The sequence below is a fragment of the Mesorhizobium sp. M0968 genome (assembly GCF_040319065.1).
In the GTDB taxonomy this organism is placed as follows: Bacteria; Pseudomonadota; Alphaproteobacteria; order Rhizobiales; family Rhizobiaceae; genus Mesorhizobium.
Genome location: NZ_JAMYNL010000008.1, coordinates 238,336 through 260,496 on the forward strand (window position 1 = coordinate 238,336; position 22,161 = coordinate 260,496).

Annotated in this window: 23 protein-coding genes; 15 read left to right on the forward strand and 8 right to left on the reverse strand. The window is 62.6% G+C overall.

The annotated features are described in order from the left end of the window. Positions 1 to 2 precede the first annotated feature (2 nt). From cyoB to cyoD, 3 genes are read left to right on the forward strand one after another with little or no spacing between them, the layout of a single operon-like run. Positions 3 to 2,009, forward strand: a complete 2,007-nt coding sequence (cyoB, locus tag NKH67_RS17295; RefSeq protein WP_352473038.1) for a cytochrome o ubiquinol oxidase subunit I — start codon at positions 3 to 5, stop codon at positions 2,007 to 2,009. After that, the gene (gene cyoC, locus NKH67_RS17300; RefSeq protein WP_352449535.1) at positions 2,006 to 2,656 is read left to right on the forward strand and encodes a cytochrome o ubiquinol oxidase subunit III; all 651 of its coding nucleotides are present in this window, start codon (positions 2,006 to 2,008) and stop codon (positions 2,654 to 2,656) included. Before cyoB ends, cyoC begins: the two co-directional genes overlap by 4 nt. Continuing rightward, positions 2,653 to 3,081, forward strand: coding sequence for a cytochrome o ubiquinol oxidase subunit IV (gene cyoD, locus NKH67_RS17305; protein WP_352473039.1), 429 nt, complete (start codon positions 2,653 to 2,655; stop codon positions 3,079 to 3,081). The genes cyoC and cyoD overlap by 4 nt, the downstream gene beginning before the upstream one ends. 78 nt (positions 3,082 to 3,159) lie before the next feature. Here the strand turns inward: cyoD and NKH67_RS17310 are convergent, their stop codons facing one another. Both NKH67_RS17310 and NKH67_RS17315 read right to left on the reverse strand, forming a co-directional pair. Then, the gene (locus tag NKH67_RS17310; protein WP_352501151.1) at positions 3,160 to 3,357 is read right to left on the reverse strand and encodes a hypothetical protein; all 198 of its coding nucleotides are present in this window, start codon (positions 3,355 to 3,357) and stop codon (positions 3,160 to 3,162) included. 46 nt (positions 3,358 to 3,403) lie between these two features. After that, a complete protein-coding gene (locus tag NKH67_RS17315) occupies positions 3,404 to 3,871 on the reverse strand; it encodes a YbhB/YbcL family Raf kinase inhibitor-like protein (RefSeq protein ID WP_352473041.1) in 468 nt (155 codons plus the stop codon). 156 nt (positions 3,872 to 4,027) lie between these two features. Between NKH67_RS17315 and NKH67_RS17320 the strand changes: the two genes are divergently transcribed. From NKH67_RS17320 to NKH67_RS17330, 3 genes are all read left to right on the forward strand, one after another. Continuing rightward, positions 4,028 to 5,221, forward strand: coding sequence for a DUF3182 family protein (locus NKH67_RS17320; RefSeq protein WP_353031393.1), 1,194 nt, complete (start codon positions 4,028 to 4,030; stop codon positions 5,219 to 5,221). Between the two features lie 90 nt (positions 5,222 to 5,311). Next, complete coding sequence (locus NKH67_RS17325; RefSeq protein WP_352501152.1) at positions 5,312 to 5,683, forward strand: SpoIIAA family protein; 372 nt, start codon at positions 5,312 to 5,314, stop codon at positions 5,681 to 5,683. Positions 5,684 to 5,700: 17 nt separating this feature from the next. Next, positions 5,701 to 5,916 carry a hypothetical protein gene (locus NKH67_RS17330; RefSeq protein WP_352501153.1) on the forward strand — a complete coding sequence of 72 codons (216 nt, stop codon included), beginning with the start codon at positions 5,701 to 5,703 and terminating at the stop codon, positions 5,914 to 5,916. Positions 5,917 to 5,955: 39 nt separating this feature from the next. On the opposite strand, the gene NKH67_RS17335 is transcribed toward NKH67_RS17330, so the two are convergent. Further along, the gene (locus NKH67_RS17335; RefSeq protein WP_352473045.1) at positions 5,956 to 6,219 is read right to left on the reverse strand and encodes a hypothetical protein; all 264 of its coding nucleotides are present in this window, start codon (positions 6,217 to 6,219) and stop codon (positions 5,956 to 5,958) included. A 258-nt stretch (positions 6,220 to 6,477) separates the two neighbouring features. Beyond that, a complete protein-coding gene (locus NKH67_RS17340; RefSeq protein ID WP_352473046.1) occupies positions 6,478 to 6,915 on the reverse strand; it encodes an Lrp/AsnC family transcriptional regulator in 438 nt (145 codons plus the stop codon). A gap of 129 nt (positions 6,916 to 7,044) precedes the next feature. Between NKH67_RS17340 and rocF the strand changes: the two genes are divergently transcribed. Next, entirely contained in the window at positions 7,045 to 7,965 is a 921-nt protein-coding gene (rocF, locus tag NKH67_RS17345; protein ID WP_352473047.1) for an arginase, read from the forward strand. A gap of 3 nt (positions 7,966 to 7,968) precedes the next feature. After that, a complete protein-coding gene (gene ocd, locus NKH67_RS17350; protein ID WP_352473048.1) occupies positions 7,969 to 9,036 on the forward strand; it encodes an ornithine cyclodeaminase in 1,068 nt (355 codons plus the stop codon). A gap of 16 nt (positions 9,037 to 9,052) precedes the next feature. Here the strand turns inward: ocd and NKH67_RS17355 are convergent, their stop codons facing one another. After that, a complete protein-coding gene (locus tag NKH67_RS17355; RefSeq protein WP_292655465.1) occupies positions 9,053 to 9,214 on the reverse strand; it encodes a hypothetical protein in 162 nt (53 codons plus the stop codon). Positions 9,215 to 9,484: 270 nt separating this feature from the next. On the opposite strand from NKH67_RS17355, the gene NKH67_RS17360 reads away from it, so the two are divergent. The 4 genes from NKH67_RS17360 to NKH67_RS17375 all read left to right on the forward strand — a co-directional run bounded on the left by NKH67_RS17360 (position 9,485) and on the right by NKH67_RS17375 (position 14,908). Then, complete coding sequence (locus NKH67_RS17360) at positions 9,485 to 11,434, forward strand: PrkA family serine protein kinase (protein ID WP_352449545.1); 1,950 nt, start codon at positions 9,485 to 9,487, stop codon at positions 11,432 to 11,434. Positions 11,435 to 11,453: 19 nt separating this feature from the next. Further along, positions 11,454 to 12,776, forward strand: coding sequence for a YeaH/YhbH family protein (locus NKH67_RS17365; protein WP_352473049.1), 1,323 nt, complete (start codon positions 11,454 to 11,456; stop codon positions 12,774 to 12,776). Beyond that, positions 12,776 to 14,314 carry a SpoVR family protein gene (locus NKH67_RS17370; protein WP_352473050.1) on the forward strand — a complete coding sequence of 513 codons (1,539 nt, stop codon included), beginning with the start codon at positions 12,776 to 12,778 and terminating at the stop codon, positions 14,312 to 14,314. Before NKH67_RS17365 ends, NKH67_RS17370 begins: the two co-directional genes overlap by 1 nt. Positions 14,315 to 14,416: 102 nt before the next feature. Further along, positions 14,417 to 14,908, forward strand: a complete 492-nt coding sequence (locus NKH67_RS17375; protein ID WP_352473051.1) for a DUF1772 domain-containing protein — start codon at positions 14,417 to 14,419, stop codon at positions 14,906 to 14,908. Positions 14,909 to 15,025: 117 nt separating this feature from the next. On the opposite strand, the gene NKH67_RS17380 is transcribed toward NKH67_RS17375, so the two are convergent. Next, on the reverse strand, positions 15,026 to 15,271 hold the full coding sequence (locus tag NKH67_RS17380; protein ID WP_023720508.1) for a hypothetical protein: 246 nt from the start codon (positions 15,269 to 15,271) through the stop codon (positions 15,026 to 15,028). A 48-nt stretch (positions 15,272 to 15,319) separates the two neighbouring features. Next, entirely contained in the window at positions 15,320 to 17,320 is a 2,001-nt protein-coding gene (locus NKH67_RS17385; RefSeq protein WP_352501154.1) for a protein-L-isoaspartate(D-aspartate) O-methyltransferase, read from the reverse strand. Positions 17,321 to 17,621: 301 nt separating this feature from the next. Between NKH67_RS17385 and NKH67_RS17390 the strand changes: the two genes are divergently transcribed. Both NKH67_RS17390 and NKH67_RS17395 read left to right on the forward strand, forming a co-directional pair. Continuing rightward, positions 17,622 to 20,033, forward strand: a complete 2,412-nt coding sequence (locus NKH67_RS17390) for a phosphoketolase family protein (RefSeq protein WP_352473053.1) — start codon at positions 17,622 to 17,624, stop codon at positions 20,031 to 20,033. Continuing rightward, positions 20,033 to 21,214 carry an acetate/propionate family kinase gene (locus tag NKH67_RS17395; protein WP_352473054.1) on the forward strand — a complete coding sequence of 394 codons (1,182 nt, stop codon included), beginning with the start codon at positions 20,033 to 20,035 and terminating at the stop codon, positions 21,212 to 21,214. The genes NKH67_RS17390 and NKH67_RS17395 overlap by 1 nt, the downstream gene beginning before the upstream one ends. 16 nt (positions 21,215 to 21,230) lie before the next feature. Here the strand turns inward: NKH67_RS17395 and NKH67_RS17400 are convergent, their stop codons facing one another. Next, complete coding sequence (locus NKH67_RS17400; protein WP_352473055.1) at positions 21,231 to 21,446, reverse strand: KTSC domain-containing protein; 216 nt, start codon at positions 21,444 to 21,446, stop codon at positions 21,231 to 21,233. A 111-nt stretch (positions 21,447 to 21,557) separates the two neighbouring features. On the opposite strand from NKH67_RS17400, the gene NKH67_RS17405 reads away from it, so the two are divergent. Then, entirely contained in the window at positions 21,558 to 22,160 is a 603-nt protein-coding gene (locus NKH67_RS17405) for an alpha-ketoglutarate-dependent dioxygenase AlkB (RefSeq protein WP_352473056.1), read from the forward strand. Position 22,161: the final 1 nt, after the last annotated feature.

The following is a 22,161-nucleotide window of genomic DNA, read 5'->3' on the forward strand; positions in this document are numbered from 1 at the left end:
CAATGCTCGGAAAATTGAGCTGGGACGTCATTCCGTTCGATCAGCCTCTGCCGATGATCGCCTCGGCGGTCGTCGCCCTGGCAATCCTCGGCGTGCTGGCCTGGGTCTTCCTGGCCGGCCATTTCCCCTATCTCTGGCGCGAATGGATCACCAGCGTCGATCACAAGCGGATTGGCGTGATGTACACGCTGCTGGCGCTGCTGATGCTGCTGCGCGGCTTCAGCGACGCCGTCATGATGCGGTCGCAGCAGGCCCTCGCCTTCCAAGCGCCCGGCTATCTGCCGCCCGACCACTTCAACCAGGTCTTTTCCGCCCACGGCACCATCATGATCTTTTTCGGGGCGATGCCGTTCGTCATCGGCCTGATGAACCTGGTCGTGCCGCTGCAGCTCGGCGTCCGAGACGTTGCCTTTCCGACGCTCAACTCGGTGAGCTTCTGGCTCACCGCCACCGGTGCGCTGCTGGTCAACATCTCGCTGGTGATCGGTGAATTCGCGCGTACCGGATGGCTGCCCTATCCGCCGCTCAGCGAGACCGCCTATTCGCCGGGCGTCGGCGTCGACTATTATCTGTGGGCCGTGCAGATAGCGGGCGTCGGAACGCTGCTCACCGGGATCAATTTCGTCACCACGATCCTGAAGATGCGGTCGCCCGGCATGAGTTACCTCAGGATGTCGATGTTCTGCTGGACCTCACTTGCCGCCAGCCTGCTCATCGTCGCCGCCTTCCCGATCCTCACCGCCACGCTCGCGATGCTGACGCTCGACCGCTATTTCGGCTTTCATTTCTTCACCAATGAAGCTGGCGGCAACATGCTGATGTTCGTGAACCTGATCTGGGCCTGGGGCCATCCCGAGGTCTACATCCTCGTCCTGCCGGCGTTCGGCATCTTCTCGGAGGTCATCTCCACCTTCTCCAGCAAGCCGCTGTTCGGCTACCGCTCGATGGTGGCCGCGACGCTCTTCATCTGCATCGTCTCCTTCATGGTGTGGCTGCACCACTTCTTCACGATGGGCGCCGGCGCCAACGTCAACGCCGCGTTCGGCATCGCCACCAGCATCATCGCTGTCGGTACCGGCGTGAAGATCTATAACTGGATGTTCACCATGTATGGCGGCCGCATCCGCTTCGCGACGCCAATGCTGTGGTCGCTGGGCTTTATGGTGACATTCGTCATCGGCGGCATGACGGGTGTGTTGCTGGCGGTGCCACCGGCCGATTTCCTGCTCCACAACAGCCTGTTCCTGGTGGCGCATTTCCACAACGTCATCATCGGCGGCGTGCTGTTCGGCGCCTTCGCGGGATATACCTACTGGTTTCCCAAGGCATTCGGCTTCCGGCTGCACGAGGGCTGGGGCAAGCTGGCCTTCTGGCTGACGCTGATCGGGTTCTACGCCACCTTCGTGCCCCTCTACACTGTCGGCCTGCTCGGCATGACCCGCCGCATGCAGCATTTCGACGTGCCGGCCTGGCATCCGTGGGTGCTGGTTGCCGGCGTCGGCATGTTGATCACCACCGCCGGCGTGGTCGCGCAGATCGTACAACTCGTCGTCAGCATCCGGCAGCGCGCGGCGCTTCGCGACGCCACCGGAGATCCCTGGGACGGCCGCTCGCTGGAATGGGCCACGCCCTCGCCGCCGCCGGTCTTCAACTTCGCCGCGCTTCCGCATGTCGAGGGCGAAGAGCCCTACTGGAGCATCAAGCAGCGGGCACGCGAGCAAAACCGGCTGCGCGACGAGCCTGACTACGAGCCGATCGAGATGCCGCGCAACAGTCCCACCGGGTTCATCTGCGCCTTCTTTGCGACCGTGATGGGTTTTGCCCTCATCTGGCACATCTGGTGGATGGTGGCGCTCGGCGCGCTCGGTGCTTTGGCCACCTTCGTCGTATTCGCGTGGCGCGACATCCCCGAATACGTCATTCCTGCCGCCGAAGTCGCCCGGATCGACCGCGCCAACCGAAGTGCGCGCCGCGAGGCGCTGGCCACTTACACGGGGCCAAGGCCATGACCGCGATCGACGTTCGAGAGCGTGACCCCTACCGCCTCCATGGCGGGCACGGCCATGCACCCGGCCACGGCGACGGCGGCCCGGCACCGATCCGGATCGTCGTGGGCTACGGCTTCTGGATCTTCCTTCTGAGCGACATCGTGATGTTCTCGGCCTTCTTCGCGGCCTATGCCGTGCTGGCGGGCAAGACGGCGGGCGGGCCGAGCGGGGCCGAGCTGTTCGACCTGCGCAACGTCGCGATCGAGACGGCCGCTTTGCTGTTGTCGAGCTTTACCTGCGGTCTCGCCAGCCTTGCCGTGACAGCGCGGCGAAGCTCCTGGTTCTATGTCGCGATGGCTGTCACCTTCGTGCTCGGCGCCAGCTTCATCCTGCTCGAGTTGCGCGAGTTCGCGCATATGGTTGCCAGCGGTGCCGGACCGACGCGCAGCGCTTTCCTGTCGGCGTTCTTCACGCTGGTGGGATGCCATGGCCTTCACGTGACGGCGGGGCTGCTGTGGCTGCTCACGATGATGGCGCAGATCTTCGCCAAGGGATTCCGCGACGATATTCTTCGGCGTTTCATGTGCTTCAGCCTGTTCTGGCACGCCCTCGACATCATCTGGGTCGCCCTGTTCACGGTGGTCTATCTCCTGGGAGCAAGTCGATGAGCAATGCGGACGATCGCCACGCGCAACGGCGCGACACCGATGGCCTGGAGCGCTACGACATCGATACGGCGCCGGGTGACGAATACCTCGGCGACACCGAGGTCGGATCCGGGCTACGCGGCTATGTGATCGGCCTCGGGCTGGCAACGCTGCTGACCATCGCCTCGTTCTGGTTGCCCGGAACCAACCTGATATGGGCACCCGGCATTCCGGTGGCGCTGGTCGTGCTGGCGATCGCCCAGATGGGCGTGCATCTCGTCTTCTTCCTGCACATCACGACGGGACCGGACAACACCAACAACGCCCTGGCGCTTGCCTTCGGCGTGCTGATCGTAGTTCTGGTGATCGGCGGCTCGATCTGGATCATGGCCAATCTCGACCACAATTTGATGCCGATGAATGCGATCATGAACATGAACCGCTAGCGATTTGAGGCGCAGCGCAGTGCCTCCAGCCCGGCCTTGCCCGCCGCTTCAGACGCGTTGCCGGATGACGGACCGGTATCAGCTGCGCTGGCTGGAGTTTTGATTTTTGCGATCCTGCGGCGATATCGCGCCTTTCGAGGCCTTTGAGCCGCCGCCCCACTCCTGGGCTTTCCGTGCCTGATCGCCTGCTTCCTTCGATGCCTCGGCCTTGTCGCTGCCGCTGGCTTTCTTGCCGGATATGGGTTGGTCGACAGGGTTTGATTTGTTGTCCATCATGCTTCTCCGTTTGTGCCGAACCAGGCGACGGGGTGGCGTGGCGTCCTCAAGCCCGTTCGAACGTGCCGACGAGCTCGGCCTCTCCCACGACGTGCGGCTCGGCCTGTTTCAGCACGTCTTCGACGGCAGCCTTCTCGCCGAGATGAAGCGTCTCGGCGTCGAGTGCAAGAAGCCGGAAATGGTAATGGTGGAGCCCATGCCCAGGCGGCGGCTGGGGGCCGTCATAATGAGGATTGCCGAAATCGTTGACGCCGTGTCCGAGGCTCTCGGTCTTGGCGCCGGCGGTCGTGCCTTCGGGAAGAAAGTTGCGCTGTGCGTCGATGTTGTAGACCGCCCAATGACGGAACGTGCCTGAAGGGGCGTCGGGGTCCTCGACGGCCAGGACGAAGCTTTTGGTTCCTTGCGGGGCGTCCGTCCACTCCAATGGTAGCGAGACGTTGCCGCCGTCGCGGGAATAGCGCGGCGGTATTTTGTCGCCATCGGCAAAGGCAGAGCTTTTGAGCGTGAAAGCCATGGTCTCCATCTCCCTGTCTGACGTTCCCTCATAAACAGCTACGAGCCGCCGATGTTCCGGTCGCCGCCCCGGTCAAACCGGATAGCCGGCCGTTGGCCGGAACATTCGCCGAGGAAGCGGGTTTTTCGGTTCGGACGCATTGCCGCGGAAACGGCAATGGGCTCGGCAATGGACGAAGGGCGCGACATGACCGGGCTAAGCGGTAAGCAACCAAGCGGGGCGAAAGGTGTTGTGGTCGCATTCTCCGCGCCGGGCGGCGAGACCATCTATGCCCACGAACGGGAAACCGTCGCTGCCGTCGCGCGCACGATTGCAGCGTTGAAGGGATTTTCCTTCCGCGAGGGCCTGCGTGACGGCGGCGGTGACAGTCGCCGAGTGTATTTCGTGCCGGACGACAGCCTGCTTGCCGCCGATGCGGTCCAACTGGGCATCAACGGGCCCGACGACCTCTTCGGCGGCGTGGTGCCCTGGCGCCTCGCAACCACCAAGGCCATAACCCACGAGCTGGTGGACGGGTCGGCGGCACGACCAAAAGAATGGCCAGCCGGCTTCGGCAGAGCCGTCGGCGCGGCCGTACTGCCCGGCTATACCGCATTTTCACGCGATGACGCGCTGCGCGCAGCGGAACGTCTGCTGCAGCTCGGGCTGGTCCGGTTCAAGCCACCGCGCGCATCGCGCGGCCGCGACCAGCATACCGCCGCGACCGTTGCCGACATCGAAAGGCTGCTGGAACGATATCCATCCTCCGACCTGACGGAATACGGCCTTGTTCTCGAAACGGAGCTTCGCGACATCGTCACGCTGAGCATTGGCAGAACGGCGATCGACGGAACATCGGTCGCCTATTACGGGGTGCAGCGAATGACGGCGGACAATGCCGGACAGCCCGTTTACGGCGGATCCGATCTGGTCGTCGTGCGCGGCGGATGGGAGGCGCTGGACGGGCTGCAGCTTTCTCCGGCGCTAGGTTTGGCTGTGGCGCAGGCGAGGATCTACGACGCCGCGATGGATGGCTATCCCGGATTCTTTGCGTCACGGCGCAACTACGACATCGGCCAAGGTGTCGATTCCTCGGGCATCTGGCGATCGGGAGTGCTGGAAGCCAGCTGGCGGATCGGCGGCAGCAGCAGCGCCGAGCTTGCGGCAATGGACGCCATGAAGCGCGACCCCGACGTGCAGATCGTGCATGTCTCCGCCGTCAAGCAGTTCGGCAGCACTGCCCACCTGCCGCTGAACGCAGCAATCCATTTCCACGGGGAGGACCCCGAGGAGGGTCAAATCACGCGTTATACCGTCGTCACCCAGGCGATCCGAGCGCCGGTCGGGGAGGCCGGCCGATCGTCATTTTAGGTCGAAGTGAAACACGCTTTTGGCAGGGAACATCCGCGAATGGCCCGAGTTTGTTTCGGGCAGGCAGCAAGTCAGAGACCGGAGGAAAAAATGATCGAGATGATTGCCGCTCCCCAGAACGTAGCCGCCTTTCGTGTCGCCGGCACTGTGACGGCGGGCGACTACGACAAAGTCATCCCGGCAATCGAAGCGAAATTGAGCGACCATAAGGACATCGGCGTCCTGACCGATCTTGCCGATTTCGAGGACATGACGGCTGGCGCCTTGCGGCGTGACCTGCAGTATGGGCTGAGCAAACTTGGCGAGCTCCACCGCTTCAAACGTGCCGCGGTGATTTCCAACAAGCAGTGGATCAAGGCCGCCACGGAAATGACGGACGCGCTGTTTCCGCAAATCGAGGCGCGGGTTTTTCCGGAGGGCGAAAAAGCCCAGGCCCTGAAATGGGTGGCGAGCGTGCAATAGCGGTGTTGGGGATTGCCATGCCGTTCGACAAACGACAGGATCCGCAAGGCCTCTGGGAGGTCTATGACAGCGAGAGCGACGAAGCCGTCGTGGTCGGCGGGTTGCCGCTTTCCGGTCTCGACGAAAGCGAAGCCGATGAAGCGATTGAAAAACTCAATCGGGGCGATCTGACGTCGGACAACATCCCCGAGACGGTTCGGTCAGGGTGGCCTCCGACCAAGGACGGTTTGTGATGACAGCCTGACGGACGTCACCGAGGACCGGTCGCGGATCTACGACGAGGCCTTGACCCCGAGCTTGCGGGCTTTGTCCTCAAATTCGTCGCGAATATCCTCGATCGTCGGCAGATGCAGGCGCCGCAGCTGGGCGTGCAACTTTTTGGCGGCATCTGAGCTCAGGTCGCGCTTGAAATTGGTCGCGACCTCCTCGGCCGAGCCGTAATGGCGATAGCGCTCGATCTCGGTCTTCGTGGCCTGCTGGACGTGTTCGAGCGTCTTGCGTCCGGCATCGGATTTTCCGTCTGGTTTGGCCCGCATGACCGGATTGAACGCTTTGCTGATAACGAATTCGACCAGTTCCTGCTAGGCGTGAGCCATGATTGTTCTCCCTCGAAGAAGGGCTGTCCGAGCCCAGAACGGTTCATAGGCGGGAAACGCTGAACCGATCTCTCTTGTTTTGATGCAATTCCGAACGGAAAACCGTTTCACACTTTTCCTGCAATTGCTCTAACCGCGGCGGCAATTGAAGGTTCCCTGGCTTGGGATTTCATTGCCGCTGGAGGTCAAGGGCGAAGATCACAGCCGCGCCTTGGTGGTGCGCGGCGTTGCCAGGAGCAGGCTTGTTTCGCTGCCGGTAATTCCGGGAATCAGCCGGATACGTCTCAGCACCGCATCGAACTCGCTCAGCGTCTGGGTTCCGAGTTCTATCACCAGGTCCCACCGGCCATTGGTCGTGTGGATGGTCGAGACCTCGGAGAAGCCGCCCAGCGCCCGGATGACGCGATCGGCGGCATGGCCCTCGATCTCGATCATCATGATGCCACGCACCCGCTGATCGACCGCGTCGGCGCGTAGAATGACGGTGTAGCCGACGATGACGCCGTCTCTTTCAAGTCGCTCGATCCGGGACCTTACCGTTGCCCGGGAGACACCCAGGCTAATGGCAAGGTCGGAAATGCTGCGCCGGGCGTCGTGCCGCAAAGAGGTGATGATCTGCTCGTCGAGACGGTCCATGTTCGCTCACAACGGAAGTAGATGCTGCCGCTATGGTAAGCCACTTCGACAAATTTGCCAATTTGACATGTTCATTCTGCCAGCGATGCGGGCTTCACTAAAGGCATCGTAATTTGGTGGGTTATGAGAATGCATTGCACGATCGTGGGAGCACCGATCCAGGCCGGCTCCGGCAGGATGGGCTGCGAGATGGGGCCGAGCGCGCTTCGCACGGCCGGTCTGGCCGGCGCGCTGACCGAGCTTGGCCATACGCTGACCGACCTCGGAACGATTGTCCCTGCCGATATGCGCCCTGTCGTACACGGCAACGCGGCGGTGAAGGCGCTGCCGGAAATCGCCGCCTGGACGGCAGCGATCAGCGAAACCGCCTATGCCGCAAGCGCCGATGCGATGCCGATCTTTCTCGGCGGCGACCACAGCATTTCGGCCGGCACGCTCGCCGGCATAGCCCGCCGCGCGGCGAATGCCGGTCGCCCGCTCTTCGTGCTGTGGCTCGACGCCCACCCCGATTTTCATACGCTCGACACGACGACCAGCGGCAATCTGCATGGCGTGCCGCTGGCCTATGCCAGCGGGCAGCCCGGCTTCGAGGGCTATTTCCCCCGGCTTGCAGCACAGGTGGAGCCGGCTTGCATATGCGCGCTGGGGATCCGCAGCGTGGACCTGGCGGAACGGGATGCATTGCGCAGAGCCGGCGTGACGGTCCACGACATGCGTTCGATCGACGAGCACGGCATAGCGCAACTGCTTCGCGCCTTTCTCGAACGGGTGAGCGCCGCCAATGGCATGCTCCATGTCAGCCTCGACGTCGATTTTCTCGACCCGTCGATCGCCCCGGCGGTGGGCACCACCGTTCCCGGCGGCGCCACCTTCCGCGAGGCGCATCTGGCGATGGAAATGCTGCATGACAGCGGCCTCGTCACCAGTCTCGACCTGGTCGAGCTCAACCCATTTCTTGACGAGCGCGGCCGCACCGCCACGCTTTTGGTTGACCTGACCGCAAGCCTGATGGGCCGGCGGATCATGGACCGCCCGACGAGGGGGTTCTGAGCCATGACTGCCAATTTGAACATCGTCCCGTTCGTCAGCGTCGACCGCATGATGAAGCTGGTGCTTGCCATCGGCATCGAGCGCTTTCTGGTCGAGCTTGCCGCCTATATCGAAGAGGATTTCAGGCGCTGGGAGCTGTTCGACAAGACGCCGCGCGTCGCCTCGCACAGCATTGACGGCGTCATCGAGCTGATGCCGACCAGCGACGGGCAGCTTTACGGCTTCAAATATGTCAACGGGCATCCGAAGAACACGCGTGACGGCCGCCAGACCGTGACCGCTTTCGGCGTGCTTGCCGATGTCGGCAACGGCTATCCGATGCTGCTTTCGGAAATGACCATCCTGACGGCGCTCAGAACCGCCGCAAGCTCGGCCGTCGCGGCGAAATACCTCGCTCCAGAGGCCGCCAGTTGCATGGCGATCATCGGCAATGGCGCGCAATCGGAATTTCAGGCGATCGCCTTCAAGGCGCTGCTTGGCGTCGACAGGCTGCGCCTCTACGATATCGACCCGGCGGCCTCGACCAAATGCATGAAGAACCTTGCCGGCCTGGGCTTCGACATCAAGCTCTGCGCGTCGGCGCAGGAGGCCGTTGAGGGTGCAGAGATCATCACCACGGTTACCGCCGACAAGCGGTCGGCAACAATCCTGACCGACAACATGGTGGGATCCGGCGTGCACATCAATGCGGTAGGCGGCGATTGCCCGGGCAAGACCGAGCTGCATCGCGACATTCTGCTGCGCTCGGATATTTTCGTCGAATACCCGCCGCAGACGCGCATCGAAGGCGAGAGCCAGCAGCTCGATGCGGATCATCCGGTCACCGAATTGTGGCAGGTGATGACAGGAAAGGCAGCAGGCCGGACGGACGCCCGACAGATCACATTGTTTGATTCCGTCGGCTTTGCGATCGAGGATTTTTCCGCGTTGCGTTACGTTCGCGATCAGCTTCAGCGGACCGGCCTTTACGAGGAACTAGACCTTCTGGCCGATCCCGATGAGCCGCGTGACCTGTTTGGCATGCTGCTGCGCGCCGAAAAAGCGACCGGGCTGGCGGCCGCCGGCAGCTGAGCTGCGATCCTGTCGGTCAGTCCTTCTTTTCCTGATACAGGCGCTCGGTGGCGCGCTCGCTTTCCCTGCGCTCCGCCGGGCCGCGACGGCGCTGCGTGAGCAGGGCGTAGGCGATCAGGATTGCCAGCAGCAGTGGACCGCCTGCAACAACGAGCAACCACAAACTATTCCCAGACATCGACCGTCTCCTTTCCCTCACAACCGGGAAGGACCCGAACCGTTCCTCCGTCTTGTTGGGAGTCGTCAGCGGGGCGCGGTGCAATTCAGGATTTTATGCCTCGGTCAGGACGTTGCACGCCTTGTCTGCACTCAGGATGTCCTTATCTAGACTCTTATCCTTCGATCACATGCACTCTCTGCGAAGTGAAGGGAACCACAAGGGCTTTCTGACATTTGGTTGTTCAAGAGACAAACGTGCAGCCACACCGGCTCCGGGGCTAGGAATACCATGCGTGAGAATCAATCCGACGTCTTCGATCTGTTTTCCGAGGTTTACAAGAATGCGGCTCAGGAGGAGATAAGCCTCCAGCAATATCTGCTTGCCTGCCGCGAGGACAAGTCGATGTACGCCTCGGCACCCGAACGGATGGTCGAGGCGATCGGCGAGCCGACCTTTGTCGATACCAGCAAGGACGAGCGGCTCGGCCGTATTTTTTCGAACCGGACGATCAAGATCTATCCAACCTTCGCCGACTTTTACGGCATGGAGGATACGATCGAGCGTATCGCCGGTTATTTCCGCTATGCCTCGCAAGGGCTCGAGGAACGCAAGCAGATCCTCTATCTGCTTGGCCCGGTCGGCGGCGGCAAGTCCTCGCTTGCGGAGCAGCTGAAAAGGCTGATGGAGCAGCGTCCGATCTATACGCTGAAGGTCGGCGGCCAGGTCAGCCCGGTCTTCGAATCGCCGCTCGGGCTGTTCGACCCCGACCGCATGGGCGACCTTTTGGAGGACAAATACGGCATCGCCCGACGGCGGCTGAACGGCCTGATCTCGCCCTGGGCGGCCAAGCGCCTCGACGAATTGTCCGGCGACATCTCCAAATTCAGCGTCGTCAAGCTGATGCCGTCCAGGCTGCGCCAGATCGGCATTGCCAAGACCGAGCCGGGCGACGAGAACAACCAGGACGTTTCGGCCCTGGTCGGCAAGGTCGACATCAGGCAGCTGGAAAACTTCAGCCAGTCCGATCCGGACGCCTACTCCTATAGCGGCGGGCTGAACCGGACGACGCAAGGGCTGCTCGAATTCGTCGAGATGTTCAAGGCGCCGATCAAGGTGCTGCATCCGCTGCTGACCGCCACCCAGGAAGGCAGCTACAACGGCACCGAGAATTTCGGCGCTTTCCCCTATCAGGGCATCATCGTTGCCCATTCCAACGAATCGGAATGGCTGCAGTTCAAGAACAACAAGAACAACGAGGCGTTCCTCGACCGCATCCTGGTGGTCAAGGTGCCGTATTGCCTGCGCGTCACCGAAGAGCGGCAGATCTACGAGAAGCTGTTGCGCGAAAGCGAATTGGCTAACAGCCCCTGCGCTCCGGAAGTGCTCGATATCCTCAGCCGGTTCACCGTCTCGACCCGCCTGGCCGAACACGACAATTCGCCGCTCTACACCAAGATGCGCGTCTATGACGGCGAGAACCTCAAGGAAACCGATCCCAAGGCGAAGTCGGTCCAGGAATACCGAAACGCCGCCGGCGTCGACGAAGGCATGACCGGCGTCAGCACCCGCTTCGCCTTCAAGATCCTGTCGCAGACCTTCAATTACGACACCGAAGAGGTGGCGGCCGATCCGGTGCATCTGATGTACATCCTTGAAGAGGCGATCAAGCGCGAGCAGTTCCCGAAGGAGACCGAGGCGGACTATCTCGATTTCATAAAGTCGGAGCTGGCCACCCGTTATGCCGAGTTCATCGGCCACGAGATCCAGAAGGCCTATCTGGAATCCTACAGCGAATACGGCCAGAACCTGTTCGACCGCTATATCGCCTACGCCGATGCCTGGATCGAGGATCAGGACTACAAGGATACCGATACCGGCCAGATCCTCAATCGCGAGGTCTTGGACAACGAATTGTCGCAGGTCGAAAAGCCGGCCGGAATCGCCAATCCCAAGGACTTCCGCAACGAAGTGGTGAAGTTCACGCTGCGCGCGCGGGCCAGAAACCATGGCCGCAACCCGTCATGGACAAGCTATGAGAAGCTGCGCGAAGTCATCGAGAAGCGGATGTTCGGGCAGGTCGAGGACCTGCTGCCAGTGATCAGCTTCGGCTCCAAGCAGGACAGCGTGACGGAGAAGCGGCATACCGAATTCGTGCAGCGGATGATCCAGCGCGGCTACACCGAGCGCCAGGTCCGCCGGCTGGTGGACTGGTACATGCGGGTGAACAAGGCGGGTTGAAGCCAGCCCGGGGTAACATATGCCGATCTTCATCGATCGCCGACTGAACCCGAAGGACAAAAGCCTCGGCAATCGGCAGCGTTTCCTGCGTCGGGCGCGCGAAGAGTTGAAGCGCACCATCCGCGATCAGATCCGCGCCGGCAAGATCGCCGACGTGGACGCCGAGCATGCCGTTTCGATGCCGGCGCGGGGTACCGGCGAGCCGAGCTTCAACGATGCCAGGAACAGCGGCAGCCGCCAGCACGTCCTGCCCGGCAACAAGCATTTCACCCCAGGCGACCGGCTGCCCAAGCCCGGCCAGGGCGGCGGCATGGGATCAGCCCCGGGCAGAACCGAATCGGAGGACGATTTCCGTTTCGTGCTGTCGCGCGAAGAGGTTCTCGACCTCTTTTTCGAAGACCTCGAACTGCCGGACATGGTCAAGCTCAACCTCAAGGAGATCCTCGCTTTCAAGCCGCGCCGGGCCGGCTTCGCCGCGACCGGCTCGCCGACCAACATCAATGTCGGGCGCACGATGCGCAACAGCCATGGCCGCCGCATAGCACTCAGGCGCCCCAAGCAGGAGGAACTCGACGCAATCGCGCAGGAGATCACGTCGCTGGAGGCGAAGCCGCAGAACGCCGAGAGGCGCCAGCGCATCGTGGCGCTGCAGGAAGAGCTTGAGCGACTGGAGCGCCGCCGCAAGCGAATCGCCTATGTCGACCCGGTCGACATCCGCTTCAACCGCTTCGACGCCCAGCCGGTGCCGAATGCCAATGCGGTGATGTTCTGCCTGATGGACGTGTCCGGCTCGATGGGCGAACGCGAGAAGGATCTGGCCAAGCGCTTCTTCGTGCTGCTGCACCTGTTCCTGAAACGGCGCTACGACCGGACCGAGGTGGTCTTCATCCGCCACACGCACGAGGCGCAGGAGGTGGACGAGGAGACCTTTTTCTACAACACCCAGAGCGGCGGCACGGTGGTTTCCACGGCGCTCGAGGAGATGCACCGCATCGTCGAGCAGCGCTATCCCAGCCGCGAATGGAACATCTATGTCGCCCAGGCCTCGGACGGCGACAATTTCGTCACCGATTCGGAGCGCTGCATCACCCTGCTCGACGAACAGATCATGCGGCTTTGCCAGTACTTTGCCTATGTCGAGATCCTCGACGAGCGCGAGAGCCACATCTTCGGCGCCACCGACAACGGCACGTCGCTGTGGCGTGCCTACAGTGCGGTCAAGCTGAGGTGGTCGAACTTCCAGATGAGCCGCATCGCCACGGCGGCCGACATCTACCCGGTTTTCCGCCAGCTCTTCGCCAGACAGCCGGGTTATCAAAAGAGCGGTGAAAGAGGGGGCTGATGGCGAGCAGATCCGGGTTGTTGTTTTCCGGTTCCGACTGGGATTTTAGGACGCTGTCGCGCGCCTACGAGACCATCGAGGCGATCGCCACCGAAGAGCTCCACCTCGACGTCTATCCGGTACAGATGGAGATAATCTCGTCCGAACAGATGCTCGACGCCTATTCCTCGGTCGGCATGCCGCTGATGTACCGGCACTGGTCGTTCGGCAAGCACTACCTCTACCAGGAATTGCTCTATCGCAAAGGCGGACGGGGGCTCGCCTATGAACTCGTCATCAATTCCAATCCCTGCATCGTCTATCTGATGGAAGAAAACACCATGGCCTTGCAGGCCCTGGTGACGGCGCACGCGGCACTCGGCCATAACCATTTCTTCAAGAACAATTATCTGTTCCAGCAGTGGACGGACGCCAGCGCCATCCTCAGCTATCTGGACTTTGCCAAGGGTTACATTGCCCGCTGTGAGGAGCGGCATGGCGTCGATGCGGTGGAAGAGATCCTCGATGCCGCACATGCGCTGATGGAGCAGGGCGTGTTCAGATATCACCGGCCGCCGAAGCTGTCGTCGGAAAAGCAGCGCGAGGGCGTTCGCGAGCGCCTGGAATACGAGGAGCGTTCCTACAACGACCTATGGCGCACGCTGCCGCCTTCGAAGGACGGCGCCAAGCCCCGCGAGACGGACATCATGGCGGAGCGCAAGAAATCGCTCAAGCTGCCCGAGGAAAACCTGCTTTATTTCCTGGAGAAGAACAGCCTGATCCTGGAACCCTGGCAGCGTGAGGTCATCCGGATTGTCCGCGTCATCGCGCAGTATTTCTATCCGCAGCGCCAAACGCAGGTGATGAACGAGGGCTGCGCCACCTTCGTGCATTACACGCTGATGAACCTTTTGTTCGACCGCGGCCTGATCGGCGAAGGTGCCATGCTGGAGATCCTGCGCAACCATTCGAACGTGATCTTCCAGCCGGGCTTCGACGATCCGCGCTTTTCCGGTATCAACCCTTACGCGCTGGGTCTCGACATGATGCAGGACATCCAGCGCATCTCGACCGCGCCGACCGCCGAGGACCGCGACTGGTTTCCCGATATCGCCGGCAATGGCGACTGGCGCCAGACCCTGCTGGACGCCTGGGCCAACCATCGCGACGAGTCCTTCATCCGCCAGTATCTGAGCCCTACCCTGATCCGGAAATGGCGGTTCTTTGTGCTTGCCGATGCGGCCAACGATCCGCACTACGAAGTCGCCTCGATACACAATGAGCGCGGCTACGAGAGCATCCGCGCCGCACTCGCCCACAGCTACGATATCGGCGCCAGCCGGCCGGACATCCAGGTGGTGGACGTGGACCTGCTCGGCGACCGGCATCTGCGCCTGCAGCATAAGGTCAAGGACGGCATAGTGCTGGAAGGCGGCAGCCGCGACGCCACACTGCGGCATATCCGCAAGCTCTGGGGCTACGAGGTCAGCATGGTCGCGGTCGACGCGCAGACCGGCGCCACAGTCCACGAACGGTCGACCAGCCAGATCGGGGAATGACCGAACCGGACTTGCCGGCGAAGTCGGGTGTCGTTGCCTTTACCGGATCACCAACCACCCTATCTACGCGCGCACCACGAGGGCATGGTCGGGAGCAGGAACATGCGCGCATTGACGATCGCCACGCTTCTGTTGGTCGCCGTGTCGATGGCGCTCTCGCTCGCGCACGCTCTAGAATTGCCCGGCAAGTTGCGCCTCAAGGAGGCCACCTACAGATCAGTGCAGGCGATCTACTATCCCGGCTTCACGATCGGCGGGTTCGCCGAGATCGGCGGCATCATTGCACTCGCCGTCCTGCTTTACCTGACGCCCTATCCAAGCGCCCGATTCTGGTGGACCTTGGCGGCGCTTGTCTTCCTGCTGGCGGAGCACGCGACCTATTGGTTGGTCACGCACCCCGTCAATAATTTCTGGGTGCAAGACACTGCCCTGCCGAAATCCGCCGCGACGTTCTTTTCAATGTTCTCTCGAAAGCAGACCGGCGACTGGAGAGATTTGCGCAACGTCTGGGAGGCTTCGCATGTCGCCAGGGCAGGCCTGGCGATGCTGAGCCTCGTCTCAATTGCTGTCGCCGCGACATTTTTTGTCGAATAGCGCCAGGGATCGAGACGGCGCCCTCGTCCGCCAATTTTGCGGCCACGAACGCTGCATCCGTCAGATCAGGGAACGGACCCGGCGCCGTATTGTCTTAACGTCAAGCGATCCGGCCGTTCAGCGGTCGGCGCGATGCTTGTTGTGGGCGCTTTCCTGGTGCTCGCCGCGGATGATGTTGCGATCGTCGGGATCGGCAATATCCTTCGGGTCCGATCTGAGCTCGGCACCGCGCCGGAACGCCTCGCGCTCTTGCCTGGTCTTTTTCAAATCCGCTTCCGCGTCGAAATCCTTGCCGGCGTTTTTGGTGTTCTCGCGCTCTTCGATGATGCGCAATTGCTGCTCATGAGTCTTTTTTCCGGCCATCGGTGACCTCCTTCTTTTGATTTTCCGCTTTCCCAGGGTCCAAATTCGCTACAGCCCGAAAGGATAGGTCTCGGGAAGGCCTGTCCCCGCATGTTCCGGCCCAAGCGGCGTCACGGCACAGGTTTCATCGAACCAGACGAAAGCATCGAACTGGCGGGCGAGCGAGGCGTCCGCATAATGGCTGTGGAGCTCGGTTTCGGGCCGGTAGATGACGCCGATAAAGCGTTCCAGCCGGCGCTCCAGAAGCCGTTCGCGCAGCGTGTCGTCGCGCTCGAAATCGAGCAGGAAAGGCGAGACGCCGCTGTCGTGGCAAAGCCGCTCATAGCTGTCGTTGTGGGAAGGCCGAACCGGTTTCACTTCCATGTCGCCGTCCCAGTCGGTGGCGGCGGCCACCGTCCCGGAATGCGTACTGAGCCCGATCAAGGCAACCTCGTCGCCAAAACGCTGGCGGCAGAGCTGGCCGATATTCAGTTCGTCCCTGACGATCCCCATTTCGGTATAGCGGGCATCGCCGATATGGGAATTATGTGCCCATACCACCGCCTTGGCATTCGGGCCGCGGGCCTGCAGCAGGTGCTCCAGCGTTTCGAACATGTGGGTGTCGCGCAGGTTCCAGGATTGCGCGCCGCCATAATACATGGTGCGGTAATAACGCTCGGCGGAGGCGACCAGGCGGGCGTTCTGGGTGGCGTCGAGGAAATCGATACCGTCCTGCTGCGCATAGTCGAGCTCTCTGGAAAGCAGTTCCCGGCATTGCTCGAGCACGGCCTTCTCGCATTTCTGGTAACCGGAGGTGAGTGCGACACGGCCATAGGTGGCCGGGTCGTTCTGCCACGGCGTCAGGCAGCCATAGCGTTCGCGCGCGATCCTCGCCGCCTGCGGATCGACCCGGTCGAGATATTGCAGGACCGCCGCAATCGATCCGCCCATATTGTAGATGTCCAGGCCATTGAATCCGGCCCGCCGGGAGGATTTGCTGATCCGCTCATTACGCACTCGCATCCAGTCGACGAACGCCGCGACGTCGGTGTTGCGCCACATCCAGGTGGGAAAGCGCTGGAACGGCGGCGCGGCGCCCGGCCGCGGCGGCCGATGGCGGACATAACGGTCGATCGCCGCGGCATCGGGCCAGTCGGCCTCGACCGCGACGATGGTGAAGCCATGCTTCTCGATCAGCCTGCGAGTGATCGCGGCGCGCGCACGGTAGAACTCCGACGTGCCGTGGCTGGCTTCGCCGAGCAAGACGACGCGGCGGTCGGCAAACCGGTCGAACAGCGCACCGAAGGCCGGATCGTCGAAATCCGGAAGCGGCTCGGCGGCGGCCGCGATCATCTGCGGCAGGCTGCTCCTGCGCTGATGCCGGTGCGGAAGCTCGGCCGCTATCTGGCTGTCGCTGCCTGGCTCGCCCCAGCCTTGCTCGCCGATCAGCGGAACAAACCGCACGCCGCCGAAATCCTCCTCGGTGTAGGTTGCGGCGCCGGTCCGGGTGACCTTGAGCAGGCGCTGCGAGTCGAATTCGTCGCCGACCGGGATGACAAGCCGGCCGGCGACGTCGAGCTGTTCCTGCAGAGCGAGAGGTGCGCCGGGTCCGGCGGCCGCAACCAGGATCGCATCGAAGGGTGCCGCCTCTGGCCAGCCCTTGGTGCCATCGCCGGTGCGGACTTCGATATTATCGTAGCCGAGCTTTTTGAACCGTTGCCTCGCCGTTTCAGCCAACGCGGCGTGGCGCTCGATCGTGTAGACGCGTTCGACGATACGGCTCATCACGGCAGCCGCATAGCCTGATCCGGTGCCGACCTCGAGGACGTGGTCACCGGCTCCGACCTCCGCCATTTCGATCATGAACGCAACGATATAGGGCTGCGATATCGTCTGACCTTCGGCGATCGGCAGCGGCCCGTCCTCATAGGCGAATTCTTCGAAACCAGGCTCGACGAAAGCCTCGCGCGGGACCTCGCGCATCGCTAGAAGGACATTGCGGTCGCGAATGCCACGGCGGCTCAGGTGGATATCGACCATTTGGTTGCGGGCATGGGAGAGATCGAGCATCTTTCTGCTCCTCCTAGGGCTTCCGCTGCAATCGCCCAACCTGCTCAACGGCACTTCGGCCGGCTCATATCTCAGGGCCTCGGCGGTCCCCTTGGATTCAAGCAATGCGGTGCATCTTCCTAACCGTTGGCAAGCCCCGAGGTTCCCTAAAAGACCGACCCGCTTTTGTCTGGCGAGGCGCGTTGCAGGATCGACAAGCGGGCGCCGGCCGCGCCGCCCAAACTTATTTCGAGGCAAATCCTTTCTCCGACGCGACGCCACTCCAGATAACGACGGACGAGGGTATTCCGGAGGCATTTCCATGAACGACGAGGCCCGCACCGCAGCGCACACGACCGGCCTTGACCAGATCGATCTGATGGACCGCTACTGGCGCGCCGCGAACTACATCTCGGTTGGCCAGATCTATCTGCTCGACAATCCGCTCTTGCGCGAGCCCTTGCGGCCCGAGCACATCAAGCCGCGGCTGCTCGGCCATTGGGGCACGACGCCCGGCCTCAATTTCATCTATGTGCATCTGAACCGGATCATCCGTGAACGTGGTCTCGATGTCCTGTTCATCTGCGGTCCGGGTCACGGCGGCCCGGCAATGGTCGCGAACACCTGGCTCGAGGGCACCTACAGCGAGATCTATCCCGAGGTCGGCGGGGACGAAGACGGCCTGCGAAAGCTGTTCCGGCAGTTCTCGTTTCCCGGCGGAGTGCCGAGCCACGCCGCTCCGGAGACGCCCGGCTCGATCCACGAAGGCGGAGAACTCGGCTATGCGCTGGTCCATGCCTTCGGCGCCGCCTTCGACAATCCGAACCTTGTCGTTGCCTGCGTCGTCGGCGACGGCGAAGCCGAGACCGGCCCGCTCGCCGCGGCCTGGCATTCCAACAAGTTCCTGAACCCGGCATCCGATGGTGCCGTCCTGCCGATCCTGCATCTCAACGGCTACAAGATCGCCAACCCGACGATCCTCGGCCGCATGGAAGACGAGGCGTTGCGCAGCCTGTTCCTCGGCTATGGCTACGAAACCTTTTTTGTCGAAGGTCATGAACCTGCCGCGATGCATCGCGAGATGGCCCGCACGCTCGATACGGTGCTCGACCGGGTCCACTCCATCCAGGAGCCCGCACGAGCCGCGGGCTGGAAGGGAGAGCGGCCGCTGTGGCCGATGATCGTGCTGCGCAGCCCAAAGGGCTGGACCGGGCCGAAAGAGGTCGACGGCAGACGAGTCGAGGATTTCTGGCGTTCGCACCAGGTGCCGGTGTCGAATGCACGCGGCGATGCGGCGCACCGCCAGATCCTGGAAGACTGGATGCGCAGTTACGAGCCGGAAAAACTGTTCGATAAAGGCGGCCATCTCCTGGCGGAGCTCGCGGCGCTGGCGCCCACGGGGTCAAGACGCATGGGCGCAATCCCCTACGCCAATGGCGGCCTGCTGAAACAAGACCTCGTGCTTCCCGACTGGAAAGGCCTGGCGCTCGACGTACCGCGTCCGGGCGGCACTGTCGGGGAGGCGACGCGGACCGTCGGGAGCTATCTTCGCGATGTGATCCGCTTGAACGCCGAGGCCAGGAATTTCCGGCTGATGGGACCCGACGAGACGTCCTCCAACCGCCTCGACGACGTGTTCGAGGTCACGGATCGGATCTGGATGGAGCGGATCGAGCCCTACGACGTCCATCTTTCCCGTGACGGCCGCGTCATGGAAGTGCTCAGCGAGCACCTTTGCCAAGGCTGGCTGGAGGGCTATCTGCTGACCGGCCGCCACGGCCTGTTCTCGTGCTACGAGGCGTTCGTCCACATCGTCGATTCCATGGTCAACCAGCACGCCAAATGGCTGAAGACCTCCGGTGAACTTGCCTGGCGCAAGCCGATCGCCTCGCTCAACTACCTGCTGACCTCGCATGTCTGGCGACAGGATCACAACGGCTTCAGCCATCAGGACCCGGGCTTTGCCGATTTCGTCGCCAACAAGAAGGCCGACACGGTAAGGCTCTATTTCCCGCCCGACGCCAACACGCTGCTGTGGATCACCGACCATTGCCTGAAAACCTACAACCGCATCAACGTCATCGTCGCCGGCAAGCAGCCGGCGCCGCAATGGCTGTCCGCCGAGGACGCGGAAGCGCACTGCCAGGCCGGTGCCGGCATCTGGGAATGGGCCGGGACGGTTGCCAAGGGCGAAGAACCGGATGTGGTCCTGGCTTGCGCCGGCGACGTGCCGACACTGGAGACGCTTGCCGCAGCCGACATCCTGCGCTCGGGCATTCCAGACCTGAAGATCCGCGTCGTCAATGTCGTCGACCTGATGATCTTGCAGTCGAATTCCGAGCATCCGCATGGCTTTGCCGACGACAGATTCGACGCACTGTTCACCAGGGCCAAGCCGGTCATCTTCGCCTATCACGGCTACCCCTATCTCATTCACCGTCTGACCTACCGGCGCGCCAATCACGACAACATGCATGTGCACGGCTTTCGCGAGGAAGGCACGACGACGACGCCGTTCGATATGGTGGTGCTCAACCAGCTCGACCGCTATCATCTGGCACTCGCCGCGATCGCGCGCGTGCCGGGGCTGGCCGAGCGGGCGAAGGATCTTGCCGCGGCGTTGCACGGGAAATTGGCTGAGCACACGACCTATGTCCGCGAACATGGCGAGGACATGCCCGAGATCCAGAAATGGTCCTGGCCGCAGGACGGCGCGACGAGGGCCGGCGATTGATGCGACGATCGATCCTTGCGTTGAATGCCGGCTCGTCCAGCATCAAGTTCGGACTTTACGACCTTGCAGCGTCCGCCGAGCCGGATCTTGCCTCGCGCGGTTCGCTGGATCTGGGCGATGCGCCAAGACTGACCGCGAAAGCCGCCGATGGGGAGCTGCAGTGCGATCGGCCACTTGCCGCGGACGCATCAGGCGACATGGGCATCGGCCAGATGCTGCAGTGGATCGAGAACGAACTTGGCGGAAGGAAACTGATCGCCGCCGGCCACCGCATCGTCCATGGCGGACGCGTGTTCGTCGAACCTGTCCGCCTGACGCCGACAATTATCGAGGCTCTCGACAGGCTGACCCCGCTTGCGCCATTGCACCAGCCACGCAGCCTCGCACCAATCCGGGCGCTTGCCGCGCTGCGGCCCGACCTGCCGCAGGTCGGATGCTTCGACACGGCCTTCCATCGGACCATCGAGCCTCTGGTCAGCCGTTTTGCGCTGCCGCGCCGCTATGAGGCGGACGGCATCCACCGCTACGGCTTTCACGGGCTTTCCTACGAATATGTTGCCGGCCGGCTCAAGCAGATATCGCCCGATCTGGCGGCGAAAAGAACCATCGTCGCCCATCTCGGCAACGGGGCGAGCCTGTGCGCCATGCGCGACGGGCGAAGCGTCGATACGACGATGGGCTTTTCGGCGCTTGACGGCCTGGTCATGGGCACACGCTGCGGCGCCATCGACCCCGGCGTGCTTTTGTACCTGCTGCTGGAACGAGGTGTTTCGGGAGAGGCGCTGCAAGACATGCTCTATGAGGAATCCGGCCTGCTCGGCGTGTCCGGCATTTCCGGCGACATGCGCACGCTGGAGGCCAGCGACGACCGCCGGGCGCGCGAAGCGGTGGAGCTTTTCGCCTTCCGCGCCGGCAGGGAAGTTGCCGCCCTCGCCAACACGCTGGGTGGGCTGGAATGCCTGGTGTTCACCGGCGGCATCGGCGAGCACTCGGCCCCGGCCCGCAAAGCGATTTGCGGCAGGCTTGGCTGGCTCGGCGTGGCGATCGACGAGGCCGCCAACAAATCCCATGAAGCGCTCATGAACCAGACGGACAGCAAGGTCGAAGTCCGCGTCGTCGCAACCGACGAAGAAGGTGTCATCGCCCGCCACACGCGCAAGGTGATGGAGGGGCCCGGCTGAGGCGGATGGCCTCGGCTCAGCTCGAATGGCTCTGCTCGACCAGATGGTATTTGTACCGGTCGCGAATATGCGCGTTGAAGAACCGGCCCTTCGACGAGGCTTTGCGGAATGCCGCGTGGACCTGCGGCGGCACGTCCTCGTAATCATAGCGGTTTCCGCTCGGGACGAACCATACGGAGAGTACCCTCGTCGCCGGCTGGTAATCGATGCTTCTGATCGCAGTTGAAGGCATTCTCAACAAGTCCAATCCACGCCGTCGTGTGAATAACCCTGCACGGAGAGCGAGGTTCCTTCCTGCCGAAGTAGCCTTGCCGCTACGGGCCGGCTTCACCAAATACGGTTGATGCCACCGCTCAAGACATCGGCTGCAGCCCGCCAGGGCGATCTCTTTGCCGCCGCCGACGACCTGCCGGAAGGATTCCGCTACCAGCCCGAACTGATCACGCCGGACGAGGAGGCAGCGTTGGCGAGCCAGCTCGCAACCCTGCCTTTTCAGCCCTTCGACTTCTATGGCCATCTGGCAAACCGGCGGGTGGTCGGTTTTGGGCAGCGTTATGATTACGACCGGGGCGAAGTCGTCGAGGCACCGCCGATACCCGGCTTTCTGCTGCCGCTCAGGGAAAAGGTTGCAGCCTTTGCCCGCTTGCCCGCCGAAACCTTCGTGCAGGTGCTGATCAACGAGTACCGGCCGGGCGCCGGTATCGGCTGGCACCGCGACAAGCCTCATTTCGAGGCGGTCGCCGGCGTTTCGCTGCTGGCCGCCTGCAGCTTCCGCCTGCGCCGGAAAAACGGCACGCGATGGGACCGCAAGACGGTCACCGTCGATCCAAGATCGGCCTATCTGATGACGGGTGCTGCGCGCAACGAATGGGAGCACAGCATTCCGCCGGTTGCCGAGCACCGCTATTCGATCACGTTGCGCACGCTGCGGCCGCAACGCGCTTAAA